Below are 12,972 nucleotides of genomic sequence, written 5' to 3' on the forward strand. Positions count from 1 at the left end.
CTATTATGGTCAAAGATAAAATAATCATTTAAAAGATATACGATTGCTGACTAAGAACGTTTGGATCGCATATGATTACCTTAAGCTCTTTCCTGTGACTAGCATTTCCCATGCTGCAAAGCAGTTGGGAAGTTCGTTCAATTCAATATCAATGGATGTGCACGTATTAAGCGAGAATAGTATCGTCATTCAAAAAATGATAACGTGAGGAATCGTATTTGGGAGTATGCTTCTCTTGCCTCTCTCTTTATACAAGAATAATGTTCATTTTTAGGGAATATTCAATAAGATTAAGTTATCGGCTGTTTATTCCTGAACTTCAGGCATCTATAAATATCTAATATTCGGAGGATATAATGACGCAATCAAATATCATCATGTACACGACAGAAGATGGAGTCACAAAAATAGAAGTTACATTTGACCATGACACAGTTTGGCTCTCCATAGATCAAATGGCCGAATTATTTCAACGAGATAAAAGTGTAATTGGAAAACATGTAAGAAATATTTTTAAAGAAGGAGAATTGGCAAAAGAAGCAGTTTGGGCAAAATTTGCCTACACTGCTTCTGACGGTAAGACCTATCAGGTAGATTTCTATAATTTAGATGTTATTATTTCCGTTGGTTATCGGGTAAAATCCCTGAGAGGAACACAGTTTAGAATATGGGCTACTTCTATTTTGAAGGAATATATGAAAAAAGGATTCGCATTAGATGATAATCGACTTAAGAATCTCGGAGGCGGAAACTATTTTGATGAATTGTTAGCTCGCATCCGTGATATTCGCTCTTCCGAAAAAGTATTTTGGAGAAAAGTATTGGAAATATATGCAACCAGCATTGATTACAATCCGAAAGCAGAGAATTCAATTATATTTTTTAAACAAGTACAAAATAAAATGCACTGGGCAGCTCATAAGCAAACAGCAGCAGAAGTAATTTATCAACGGGCAGATGCGGACAAAGACAATATGGGATTAACAGCATGGGCTGGAAAGGAGATTAAACGTTCTGATGTAGAGGTTGCAAAGAATTATTTAAACGAAAAAGAAATAGATGCGTTAAATAAAATCGTTATGGCGTATTTAGATATTGCGGAAGTCCATGCCTTGAATCAAGAACCAATGTATATGAAAGACTGGCTGGAAACAATTGACGACTATCTGAAAATGACAAGAAGGGATATTTTAACTACAAAAGGAAGAGTTACACATAAACAGGCTCTTGAAAAGGCGCATGGAGAATACGAGAAATATCGGAAAAAGCAGGAGGATATCCTTTCTCCGGTGGAATGTCATTTTCTTGAAAGTATAGAAGAATTACAAGGGTTGGAAGATAAAAAATAATTTTGCCTAATCTGACGCAAGCAGAAAGGTGGGTTGCAGAGCAGGAATTATTTATCAGCCAACTCTCAGTGAATTTATTGATGTAGAGTACGCCTATTCGCGTATGAATGTATTTGTAACAACTCATGAATTTTTGATTCTTTCAAAAGAAACCAAGAAGGATGTTGTTGCCTTTCTTATTGCAATGAGAAGAAACAAAGAAACCAGCCAAACAGAAGGCTTCATTGCAGAAGAGATAATTTACGAGGAACTTCAAAAGATCATCAGTATAATTCAGTCGTGAAGATTTTGTATTAGCTTTATTTGTCACCTATTTCCATGAGGGTATGAACAGCAATTGTAAGCATAAAGAAATATGTTTGCAATTGCTGTTTTTAATTATTTTTGTCGTGGGCTTGACATATGGGTGCCTTAAACCAGCCATAAGTGTTCTTGGGATATTGTGGGGTGCCCTCAGCAGTTGTAAAGACATAGCTATTATCTTTCTAATCTCCCTGTATGATACGCATGCTTCTTTTTTGTAGTTCCTGCAGTTCGGCAAGCATGTCCATAATAAAAGATGGTACAGTTATGATTCTTGTAGAGCTTTCCAGTTTTGGCGTGTCCTCGACTATTCCGATGGCAGGCACAGGGACGATTTGAAAGGCTCATAGGAAGCATGAAACAGGCACAAGGAAGGGAATGCTTAAAGGAAGAAAATGCCTTAGAATGGACAGAGCGACCCAACAACATAAGAGCTTGTGCGAAGGAGATTGTGAATGGGGAAATTATCTTTGTATAAGCAGATAAAAAGACAGAGTGTAAAAGCTCTGTCTTTTTTCGAGAGATATATAGGTATCTCTTAGAAAAAGTGAAAGGGTATTGACTTGAAAGTGCTATTTGTATATAATGTGTATGTATAAACATCACACTGAAGGAGGCAGGATATTTGAAGATTGTGATATCTAACACATCAGAAGTTCCTCTTTACCAACAAATCAAAGACCAGATAAAAGACGCTATTTTAAAAGAAGAATTAGTAGAGGGCGACGCACTTCCCTCTATTCGTGCCTTTGCAAATGATTTAAAGGTCAGCGTCTTAACAATACGGAGAGTCTATGATGAATTGGAACAAGAGGGATTTGTAACAAGCCAAGTCGGTATCGGCACTTTTGTTTCTACAAGCAATATTGAATTATTGCGGGATTCCAAGCGGCGGCTTGTGGAGAAAAAAATGCTTGATATGATTCAGACAGCGAAATCTTTGGGCATTAGTAAAGATGAATTAAATGCCATGATGGACATTTTATACGAGGAGGAAAACTAAATGGATAACATTTTAGAAGTATCTGGATTAAGTAAAAGGTATGGTAATTTTGCCTTGAAAGACATCTCCTTTTATTTGCCAGAGGGCTGCATCACGGGATTTGTCGGAATCAATGGAGCAGGAAAAACGACAACTCTCCGAAGTATCTTAGGGCTTACAAACAAAGTGTCTGGAAATATAAACTTTTTTGGCATGGATATGGATGGGAATGAAAGTAAAATAAAAGACCGCATTGGCATTGTGCTTGATGAGGGATGCTTTTATGATGAATTAACGCTCTCAGAAATGAAAAATGTAATTGCCCCTGCTTACAGGAATTGGTGCGAACAGGACTTTATAGATTACATGGAACAGTTTTCATTGAATCCGAAACAGAAAATCCATACCCTGTCAAAAGGAATGCGGATGAAATACGCTTTAGCTCTGGCACTCTCCCATAAAGCGGAACTGCTTATCATGGACGAGCCAACAAGCGGTCTTGACCCATTAGTCCGAGGCCAGCTTTTAAATATATTAAAGGACTATATGGGCAAAGGTGGAAAGGGCGTATTTTTCTCTACACATATTACTTCCGATTTGGAAAAGATTGCAGATATGCTGATTATGATTGATGGCGGTGAGATTGTTTTTCAAGAGGAAAAAGACCAGTTGCTTGACAGTTACCGAATCATAAAGGGCAGCACTGAAAAACTGAATACGGATACAAGAAGGTATTTTTTGAACATTGAGGAAAGTGCGTTTGGCTTTACGGGAATCACAAAACAGGGTTCTGATGTTATGGAGCATATGCAGGATGTTCTTACAGAAAGACCGACAATCGAGGACATCATGGTTGCCAATGTGGAAAGGAGAAAAAAGGATGTTCATTAGCTTAGTGAAAAAAGAATTTCTGATTGTGAAGAAATATGTAGGCATCATGCTTATCGTGTCATTTCTGATTCCGCCCGTTATGCTTTGGCGGATGCCAGAAGCGGCGGGGGCAATGGGATTTACACTTACTGTTATTTTTAGCGTTTTCATGTTGACTCAGTATGTTTCTTTAAAGGAATACCAGTATCCAAAAGCAACTACCCTGCTTTGTGCATTGCCCTATCTCCGTAAAATGATTGTGCTTTCAAAATACTGTTTTTGTTTGATTATTTATGCGGTCTGCTGTTTGGTTTTTGGGATTGACACAATCATTTTCTCGAAATTAGGAACATTTGATATAAGAATGGCGGCTATTGCTTTTTTAGTAATCACGATACCATTATCGTTCTATTTTCCTGCCCTGTACAAGTTGGGATACGAAAAGACAAAATTTGTATTTGTCATAATTATTATGGCATCCCCTGTTTTATTTGCCTTTCTGTTTAAACCAGAAAATGCGGTAAGATTTAGCTTTTTAGACACTATCTCTACAACAACAATAGCAATTTTAAGCGTTATCATCAGTCTTGTCACCTTTTCAATATCAGCCATTCTGTCAATTCGGTTTTTTGAAAACAGTGATTTGACATAGGAGGTTTTCATATGGAACGAGATGTAATAGTCCTGTATATAATAGCGGGCGTATCGTTTTCCTTTGCCTTATTCAACTGTATTCTTTCTGCAATAAAACATGGAAAGACAATGAAAACGAATGGAACGATTGTTTCCATAAAATCAACAAATCCGACAAATGAAAACTGGCGTAATGCAAAATTGGCAGAGATTTCGTATCGGGTTAATGACAGAAACATTGTATCTAAAAATCGCATACAAGTTCCTTTGACATCCAAGATAGGAACACCGATTACCGTTCGTTATGACCGGAACAAACCAGAGAGAATATACAGTTATTCAGCGAAACGAATCATCAAGGGATTTTTAATTGGCATAGGCAGCGTATTGATAGCTGTATTTATGCAAATCCATTAGAGAAAGGGAATTTTGCAAAGATGACTGCAGGAAAGACGACCTTGCTAATTTCCCATCGCCTTGGAATTACTCATATGGTGGATCGGATTCTGGTTTTTTGTGAAGGAAAGCTGGTGGAAGATGGAACCCACGACAGCCTGATGGAAAAAGACGGATATTATGCAGAAATGTACCATGCGCAGGCACAGTGGTATCAAAAGAATGAAGCAATTTCGGTAAAGTGTATGCAGCGTAACAGTTAGAAGACGAATATATCATCAGTCGTCACCTCATAGTAAATGCGCGGAAAATTTGGAAAAGAAGAAAACCTTAACCTATATTGCGATTTTTGAAAAAAAGTGTATAAAAAGCTGATCTTAAGATTTTACATATCTTGCGTCTTATGCAAGAATGTAAATAAACCTGTAAAAATCTTACGTAAAATGCAATATATCAGCAAAGCAGCAACGATAAATGGCTGTAAGGGTGACCGTTTAGTATATTTTTTCGATTGCGTTTATACATTTTTTTAGTATTTTTCAATCCTCGGTTAAGAATCGCTCATCTTCTTATACACTTTTTTCAAAGATGTCCGTTTTAGGTTAAAAATATTATGTTGATAGACCAGTTTTCAGATGAAAACCATTAAAATAAAGAAAAAGCAAGCGCTTTGCCTGGCGCTTTGGGGGAAACGCTGGCATGGGGCTTGCTTTTTAGCGACGGTTATCCTCTCTTTAAGAATGCGGTGATGCAGTGGAGAGCGCCGCGTCCTTTAATGATTTCGGAAACGTTTACTGTGATAACTTTGATGCCGTTGGCTTCAAGCAGTTCCTGTGCGCGAGGGCTGCCCTCCGGCATAACGATAAGACCCGGCTCCAGGGCTACGAAATTGCAGCAGAAGTTTTCGCGGACCTCCGTTCTTGATGGAACCTCCAGAATCTTGTAACCTTTCTTTTTCAGCATGTCTACAATATCATAAGGCACTTGTGATGCGTGGAGCATGATCACATCGTTGCTGGCAGGATTCATCAGACCATCAATGTGAATATTGCTGTAAGGCTGCTGCATATGCCAAACAGTAACGCCCATGCGTTCCAGCTCATGCTTCACCTGCTCATAGCCGCTTTGGTTACAGCGGCTTCCAGTAGAAACGACACAATTGTGGCGGTCAACCCACATGGCATTCGCGCCTTCAAACATACCGTCGCCGCTGACAGTCTTGATAATAGGTACGCCGATGTCGGATAATGCTTTTGCGATGTAACGCTCTTCACCGCGGCGGGCTGCCATACCCGGTCTTGTTAAAATTGCACCCTCCGGCGTCATAAAAACCAGGTCGCGGCAGAAAATTGCATTAGGACGATCTTCGCGTTGTTCTTCTACATAGTAGACTTTTACGCCGTGGTCGCGGTAGATATCTGCGAGTGCGTCATGCTGTGCACGCATTAATTCTACATCGATGGGTTCATCAGAAAAGCGAACCTCAGCAGCATTAAAGTTTTCTATTTCTTTACCCGGACGACGCATCAAAACTGCGCGCAGGGTATCTACTTCAGATGCTACACCAAAGTCTCCCCAGTACAGCGGCAGGTCTTCTTCAAATCCTGTTTCTTTTGGAAACCAGCGTTCGCCGGGAATCGCATCAATATCTATAAATTTGCTCATAGTTTTCCTCCTTTTATTTGTCTTCACTGCTTTATAATAAAAGCAATATTCATGCCAATATAGGCACAATGCAGTTTGTTTGCTGAAGGTATCTGAGGTTTGGTGATAAATGCAAAAAAAAGAAAAAATTTTTTTTGGCAGTGAATATATCGTCAAAAAATTCTATAATTATAGGAATTTTCATTGCAAAAACGTCAAAAAATCCTGACGATTGAGTCAAAATTTTTTGACGTTTGTTTTGTTACTCTTTAAATTGAATATCGTATTTTAGCATCTTGTAGCTGAGTCCCTGTTTGGTGATACGGAGGGTTCTGGCAGCTTCTGAAAGGGATTTTGCCCCCGCAAGGGTATGCGTAATGATTTCTTTTTCAAAGGCGGCGGTCATCTCAGCAAGGGATTTCCCCTCAGGAAGTTTTGCGCCGTAAAAGGCTTGCAAAGGCGTCTTGGTATCGCTGCGCGTCAGATATCCCGGTAAATCCTGCATCTGAATAATGCGGGAAGAAATCAGATTATAAGCGCCCTCGATGATATTTTTCATTTCCCGCACATTGCCTGGCCACGTATAGTTTTGGAAAAGCTGTTCGACTTCTTCGGAAACGTCCATAACGTCTCTGTCCATTCTGGCATTGAAATAATCAAGGAAATAGCGTGTCAGCAGCTTTACATCGCCGGGACGGGCAGAAAGCGGCGGGATATCAAGACGCACCACGCTGAGTCTGTAAAAAAGGTCTTCCCGCAGTTTCTTGGCGCTGACACAGTTCTCTGGCTGCTCATTGACGGCGGAGATGACTTTGACGTCAATAGGAATCGGCTGTGTGCTGCCGATTCTGGTCACTTTCTTTTCTTCAATGACTTTCAAAAGCTTTGCCTGCATTCCCAGTTCCATAGAATTGATTTCGTCCAGAAATAGCGTGCCGCTGTTGGCGACCTCAAAGAGCCCGGGACGGTTTTCTGCACCGGTATAGCTGCCTTTCGTAGTGCCGAACAGAATACTTTCCAAAAGGGTTTCCGGAATAGCGGCGCAGTTTTGCGAAACAAAGCGTTTGGAACTTCGTTTTCCGGCAGTATGAATGGACTGGGCGATCAGTTCTTTTCCCGTACCAGTCTGCCCGTAGATTAAGACGGTAGAATCGGTTTCTGCAATGCGTTTAATTCGCTCTTTGATCTCTTTCATCTGCGGCGCACAGGTGATGATATCATCGACAGTATACAGCCGTATGGATTTCTCTTCTTTTTCCTGGGTGTGCTTCAGGGAAAGCGGGATGTCTTTGCGCTGCAGGTCGTCGTCAGCCCAGCGGGTCACCTCGGCAACGCCGATGACCTCATCGTTGTGTTTGATGGGAATGGTGGTATTAATACCGTTAAAAACCTGACCGGTCTTGATGGCTCGCATGGATTGATATTCGTTGTAAATCGGCTGTCCACTGCGCAGAACCCGGCAGATGCTGCTGGTTTCCTCTGTCAAATCGGGATAAAGCTCTAGAATGTGCATACCTCTGATATCTTCCTCACGCAGCCGGTTCAGATGAGGTCTGCGATTGACATAGTATTCGATGATTCCACTGCTGTTTGTGACGATAATGGCGTCTATATAGTTGAATACATTGAGAATTTGCTCTGCATAGCGTCTTAACATGATGAATCTCCCTTTCAATGTTTCTTACTTAAAATAGTAACCGATTGAATCTGCAATTGTCAACAAAAAGCCGCAGTATACAAATCACTGCGGCTTTTCGAAATCATATATTGAATTATGCGTTTTTTTCCGGTGTGCCAAATCGTTTCGTATCGACTCTGTGAAGTACGAAAATCAGCACAAACAGAATAACTGCAGAGATCAGAAGTACGCTCCAGCTGTTCATAAAACCGCTGATCAAGAAGCCGATCGCAGAAACAATTGCACATACGAACCCATACGGTGTCTGTGTTTCGAAGTGATCGATATGGTCGCAGGCTGCTCCCATGGACGCCATAATGGTGGTATCGGAAATTGGTGAAATGTGGTCACCAAAGAGACCGCCGCTGACAACGGCGCCGATTGTAAGCGGGAGCGGAACGCCCATTGCCAGTGCCATTGGGAAGGCAATCGGCATGAGAATTGCCATAGTTCCCCAGGAAGTACCGGTAGCCAGAGACATGACTGCACCGATGATAAATAGAAGAACTGGAAGCAGAGCCGGATTTAAGAATCCGCTGGTAACCTGCACCAGATAAGCAGCTGTACCGATGGCTTTGCAGCCGCTTCCAAGAGCCCATGCAAGCGTCAGAACCACCAGCATGTACATCATGCCTTCCCAGCCTTTTTGCATGGTTCCCATGCATTCTTTAAAGTTCATTACCTTTGTTCTGATGCAAAGGATAACGAGCAGTACTGTAGCCAGCAGGAAGCCCCACATGATTGCTGTACGTGTAACAGTTCCGTCAATTGGCTCAAATGGGAATCCGTGGCGGAACATTTCAACGAAGATGACGATCAGAAGCACTGCAATTGGCGCCAGCATTGTGCTCATCTTAGGGGTTACACCTTCCGGCAGCACAATTTGCTGTGTTTTTCTCATCGGCGTGGAGCCTTCTTTGAGAATTTTGCCTTCAAACTTTGCTCTGTTCTGTGCTTTCAGCATAGGACCAAAGTCCAGCTGTGTGATTGCCATAAATCCGCACATGATCAGTGTCAATACTGTGTAGAAGTTAAACGGAGCGGATGAGAGGAACAGATCCCAGCCACTGCCTGAAATACCTGCAGCTTCTATTTCTACGTCAATCAGTCCCATGATGTAGATACCGAAACCTACGATTGGCACCAGTGCGCAGATTGGAGAAGTGGTGCAGTCCAAAATGTATGCGAATTTTTCTCTGGAAACCTTGACTTTATCTCCGACCTTTTCGAAAATCGGTCCGATAATGAGGGAGTTTCCAAGGTCTGTAAACCAGATAAATAAGCCGCTGAGCCACATAGCAGTTTCGCATTTTGAACGGCTATTTAAACCTCTGGTTACGACATTGGTAAATGCAAGTCCGCTGCCGGACTGTGTAATCAGTTCGGTAAATCCGCCTACTACGACTAACATGACCATGGACTGTGCATTGGTGGAATCTGCAACATTTGGGAATACCCAGTCCTGTAAGAGGGTGATACCAGCCTCATAAGGATTCCCGCCGCACGCCATAATGGCAGCTACGATAACAGCGATAACTAAAGAAATGATAACGTCTTTTGTATAGATTGCAAGCCCGATGGCCAGCAATGGTGGAATCAAAGATAAAATACCTAGTGAATCCATGGTAGCTCTCCTTTCTACTTTCAATACAGAAATAACGAGTTGATCAACTGCCATACTTATTATGCAACGAATGTGCCAAGTTTAAAGGCAGGACGGAGGGGGAGGTTGCCGACAAAAGGTTGGCACAAAATTTGCTTTTAATTTACAAAGAAGAATTGTAAAATAGATTCCGGAAGGGAGACAATAATGATATGGAACTGACGCTATTTTTACTGGTTATTTTTTCGACGAATTTGATTCAAGGCATTACTGGTTTTGCTGGAACGGTGCTGGCGATGCCTTTTGTAATTTTGCTGTATGGAATAGATGTGGCAAAACCGTCTCTGACGATTCTTGCTCTTTTGGCAGGACTGCTGATCGCAGTGCGGGGTTATAAAGACATCGTCTGGAAAGAGTTTTTTAAGATTCTGATTCTGATGTTTATAGGGCTTTTCGCAGGGGAATTGATTTATCAGTATTTGCAGACAGAAGTGCTGCTGCAAATCTTTGCTGCTTTTGTCATTCTCATTGCGCTGTCCGGTCTTTTTCAGAAGAAAGAGTACAATTTGCCGGAGCCTGCGCTGAATGTGATTCTGCTTTTGGCGGGAGTTATTCACGGTATGTTCGTATCCGGAGGACCGCTTTTGATTATTTATGCAGTGAAAAAGCTGCCTGACAAGCAGAATTTCCGAACGACCTTATCGATGATTTGGGTAGCGCTGGATATCTATTTGATTATCAAGCAGACCGGCGCTGGTTTGATGACAGCTTTCACACTGACGACTACTGCCTGGAGCATTCCGGCGCTTTTAATCGGCGTTTATATTGGCAATCGCTTAGCTAAGAAGATGAGTCAGCAGGTTTTCTTGCGGCTGACCTATGTGCTGCTGCTAATCTCCGGTGTTAGCCTTCTGGTATAGAAAAAAATTCTCCGCAATTTTGCTAATACTCTAACAAAAAGCTTTCTTTTCACTGCATTTTGTGCTATGATGATGGTGTAATCAATAGAGAATTTGCACTGGCCCCATTTTGTGAGTTAATTTTTGATGATTCACAAGATGTGGGCCTTTCCTTTAAGAAGGAAGAATTCGATGGAGTACAAAAGACAGAAAGGGAGGTACTGAATATGTATGACGGTACAGTAAAATGGTTTAATGCAGACAAGGGTTTTGGCTTTATCCAGGACGACAATGGCGGGGCAGATGTGTTTGTGCATTTCTCATCAATTGAAGGAGAGGGTTACAGAAATCTGGTAGAAGGACAGAAGGTTAGCTACGATGTAGAGCCTGATCCGAGAGACAGCCAGAGAGTGAGGGCAGTGAACGTAAGAGTAAAAGAAGCATAATAAATTAGAATATAATAAACCGGAGCGGAAATATCTCAATGGCATTAAGTTAAGAAAATCTCACATCACAGAAAATGTGGTGTGGGATTTTTTTGAGAATAAGTATTGACATATGAACAAAAAAATGCGGCCGCTTTAGCTGCTGAATATTTTAGAGGCAGCTAAAGCGGCCCTTGTAATTAGATAACATCTTTTTACAAGGAGGATACCGCATGAATAGGACTTCACTGGAACTAAAAAATTTGATTATGGACATTATTAATAAGCAGAAACAGGATTTAACAGGCCTTGTTTCTAACCCCAAAACAGATTTTTCCAGAAACAGAAAAATACCATATGAGAAAATGATTCTTTCGTTATTGACAATGGAGGGAGCATCTTTATCAAATGAACTTTTACGGCAGTTTGGCTATGGCTTAAATACAGCAACATCATCTGCTTTTGTCCAGCAGCGTAAGAAAATACTTCCTAAAGCATTTGCGTCGCTTTTCCACGATTTTACAGCAGCAACTTATAGTAATGATAATTATAAAGGATATAAACTCTTGGCTGTTGATGGTTCAGATATTCAAATCGCAACTAATCTAAACGATAAAGACTCACTTTTTCAAATAGCAGAAGGTGTAAAACCTTATAATCTGCTGCATTTGAATGCTTTATATAATCTGAAATCTCACACTTATGAGGATGCAGTCGTTTTCAAACGCAAAGAAGCCGGTGAAAACAAAGCGTTGACTGAAATGGTGGACAGATCCGCTCTGCAGGGAAATGTAATTGTGATTGCAGACAGAGGATATGAGGCATATAACAACATGGCTCATATCCAAGAAAAAGGATGGTTTTATCTAATACGGGTGAAAGATTTTAATCAATATTCATCCGGTATTCTGCATGGCTTGGAGCTGCCGGATACTGAGGAATTCGATGAGTATATCGATTTAAAATTAACTCGGAAACAGACTAATGAAATGAAAAAGCTTTTTGAGCAGAGAAATCACTATCGGAGAATCGCGCATAATAAACCATTTGACTATCTGCCTGTTAAGAGCAGAAAATCTGATCCTGCAGTACTTTATAATTTGCCATTTCGCATTGTACGCTTTCCAATATCAGAGGATTATTACGAAGTTGTAGTAACTAATCTGGATACTGATGAATTCCCTGCGGATACTCTGAAACAACTGTATGGCATGCGGTGGGGAATTGAAACTTCATTTAGAGATTTGAAATATACAGTAGGACTGCTTCATTTTCATTCAAAAAAGGTGGAATACATACTTCAAGAAATCTTTGCACGGTTAATCATGTATAACTTTTCAGAATTGATTACCTCGCACGTAGTCATTGAAAAGAAAGACAGAAAGTATGAATATAAAGTCAATTTTTCTGTCGCAGTACATATATGCCGTGAATTCCTGCTTAGTATAAATATCCCACCTAATATTGAATCACTTATTGCAAGATATATAACGCCCATTCGGCCTGGACGTTCAAGGCCTCGTGAAATGAAAGCCAAACAGGCAATAAGTTTCATGTATAGAATAGCATAGATTTTTGAAATATACATTATTTTTTTGACAAGGGAACGCTCTTGTCTATTTGTTGCGTTTTTAAATCTACAAAAAAACAATTTATCAGCTTGAATCAAAGGAAAAAAAGAGAAGTTAATATCGCGAACAATACTAACTTCTCTTTAAATCCCTTAACTTAATGCCATTGGGAAATATCTGCCCCGGTTTTTTTGTGCAGGGAATGGCGCTAGCGCCATATTAAAAAGGATTTTTTGAAATTATGGCGTGGGCTTGTTGGAAAACGCCATGTTTTGAACTGTTTTAAGAAGAACTGGCGCACAGTGTTGATATTTGTGCGGGGTATGAGCATAAAAGAGGGATTTTTATTGCAGGAGGGGTGGTTTTGTTTGAAGAAGTCGATGCTGTGTGCCATGTTGCAGTATTAAAGCTGTCAAATCTGGCACGCAGCGGAGTGCGCTCGCCATTTAAAGTAAAAAAGCTTACGAATGTGGCGGATTTTGAGTTGTGCCCGCCATTTAAAGTAAAAAAGCTTACGAATGTGGCGGATTCTGAGTTGTGCCCGCCATAAATTACAAAGAAAGTATTTTAATGTGGCGAGCAAATGAAGTATGGCGCACAGTGCGGTGCTCAGTGCCGA

At 40.7% G+C, this 12,972-nt stretch carries 14 protein-coding genes and 1 pseudogene; 12 read left to right on the forward strand and 3 right to left on the reverse strand.

Features of this window, described 5'->3' with window-relative positions:
• The first annotated feature begins 356 nt into the window (after positions 1-356).
• The 8 genes and pseudogenes from V1225_RS05270 to V1225_RS05305 all read left to right on the forward strand — a co-directional run bounded on the left by V1225_RS05270 (position 357) and on the right by V1225_RS05305 (position 4,796).
• Entirely contained in the window at positions 357-1,349 is a 993-nt protein-coding gene (locus V1225_RS05270; RefSeq protein WP_160203280.1) for a virulence RhuM family protein, read from the forward strand.
• A 28-nt stretch (positions 1,350-1,377) separates the two neighbouring features.
• Entirely contained in the window at positions 1,378-1,632 is a 255-nt protein-coding gene (locus V1225_RS05275; protein WP_160203281.1) for a hypothetical protein, read from the forward strand.
• Between the two features lie 339 nt (positions 1,633-1,971).
• A pseudogene (locus tag V1225_RS05280) lies at positions 1,972-2,130 on the forward strand (TnpV protein); the annotation flags it as partial.
• 156 nt (positions 2,131-2,286) lie between these two features.
• Positions 2,287-2,655 carry a GntR family transcriptional regulator gene (locus tag V1225_RS05285; protein WP_330588373.1) on the forward strand — a complete coding sequence of 123 codons (369 nt, stop codon included), beginning with the start codon at positions 2,287-2,289 and terminating at the stop codon, positions 2,653-2,655.
• On the forward strand, positions 2,656-3,525 hold the full coding sequence (locus V1225_RS05290) for an ABC transporter ATP-binding protein (RefSeq protein WP_161909522.1): 870 nt from the start codon (positions 2,656-2,658) through the stop codon (positions 3,523-3,525). It begins immediately after the preceding gene.
• Positions 3,515-4,156 (forward strand): ABC-2 transporter permease, encoded by a 642-nt coding sequence (locus tag V1225_RS05295; protein WP_161909526.1) that lies wholly within the window; start codon positions 3,515-3,517, stop codon positions 4,154-4,156. Before V1225_RS05290 ends, V1225_RS05295 begins: the two co-directional genes overlap by 11 nt.
• 11 nt (positions 4,157-4,167) lie before the next feature.
• Complete coding sequence (locus V1225_RS05300; RefSeq protein ID WP_338547728.1) at positions 4,168-4,554, forward strand: DUF3592 domain-containing protein; 387 nt, start codon at positions 4,168-4,170, stop codon at positions 4,552-4,554.
• Between the two features lie 20 nt (positions 4,555-4,574).
• Complete coding sequence (locus V1225_RS05305) at positions 4,575-4,796, forward strand: hypothetical protein (protein WP_338547729.1); 222 nt, start codon at positions 4,575-4,577, stop codon at positions 4,794-4,796.
• 460 nt (positions 4,797-5,256) lie between these two features.
• Here the strand turns inward: V1225_RS05305 and V1225_RS05310 are convergent, their stop codons facing one another.
• The 3 genes from V1225_RS05310 to V1225_RS05320 form a co-directional block, all read right to left on the reverse strand.
• On the reverse strand, positions 5,257-6,198 hold the full coding sequence (locus tag V1225_RS05310) for an arginine deiminase family protein (RefSeq protein ID WP_338547730.1): 942 nt from the start codon (positions 6,196-6,198) through the stop codon (positions 5,257-5,259).
• A gap of 241 nt (positions 6,199-6,439) precedes the next feature.
• Positions 6,440-7,834, reverse strand: a complete 1,395-nt coding sequence (locus V1225_RS05315) for a sigma 54-interacting transcriptional regulator (protein ID WP_338547732.1) — start codon at positions 7,832-7,834, stop codon at positions 6,440-6,442.
• A 115-nt stretch (positions 7,835-7,949) separates the two neighbouring features.
• Positions 7,950-9,479, reverse strand: a complete 1,530-nt coding sequence (locus V1225_RS05320) for a Na+/H+ antiporter NhaC family protein (RefSeq protein ID WP_251616315.1) — start codon at positions 9,477-9,479, stop codon at positions 7,950-7,952.
• 191 nt (positions 9,480-9,670) lie between these two features.
• Here V1225_RS05320 and V1225_RS05325 point away from each other — a divergent pair, with 191 nt between their 5' ends.
• From V1225_RS05325 to V1225_RS05340, 4 genes are all read left to right on the forward strand, one after another.
• On the forward strand, positions 9,671-10,378 hold the full coding sequence (locus V1225_RS05325; protein ID WP_338547733.1) for a sulfite exporter TauE/SafE family protein: 708 nt from the start codon (positions 9,671-9,673) through the stop codon (positions 10,376-10,378).
• A 206-nt stretch (positions 10,379-10,584) separates the two neighbouring features.
• On the forward strand, positions 10,585-10,803 hold the full coding sequence (locus V1225_RS05330) for a cold-shock protein (protein WP_160203232.1): 219 nt from the start codon (positions 10,585-10,587) through the stop codon (positions 10,801-10,803).
• A 212-nt stretch (positions 10,804-11,015) separates the two neighbouring features.
• A complete protein-coding gene (locus V1225_RS05335) occupies positions 11,016-12,353 on the forward strand; it encodes an IS4 family transposase (protein WP_338546076.1) in 1,338 nt (445 codons plus the stop codon).
• A 364-nt stretch (positions 12,354-12,717) separates the two neighbouring features.
• Positions 12,718-12,903 carry a hypothetical protein gene (locus V1225_RS05340; protein WP_251616320.1) on the forward strand — a complete coding sequence of 62 codons (186 nt, stop codon included), beginning with the start codon at positions 12,718-12,720 and terminating at the stop codon, positions 12,901-12,903.
• Positions 12,904-12,972 lie beyond the last annotated feature (69 nt).

This window comes from Emergencia sp. JLR.KK010 (genome assembly GCF_037018265.1).
In the GTDB taxonomy this organism is placed as follows: domain Bacteria; phylum Bacillota; class Clostridia; order Peptostreptococcales; family Anaerovoracaceae; genus Senimuribacter; species Senimuribacter intestinalis.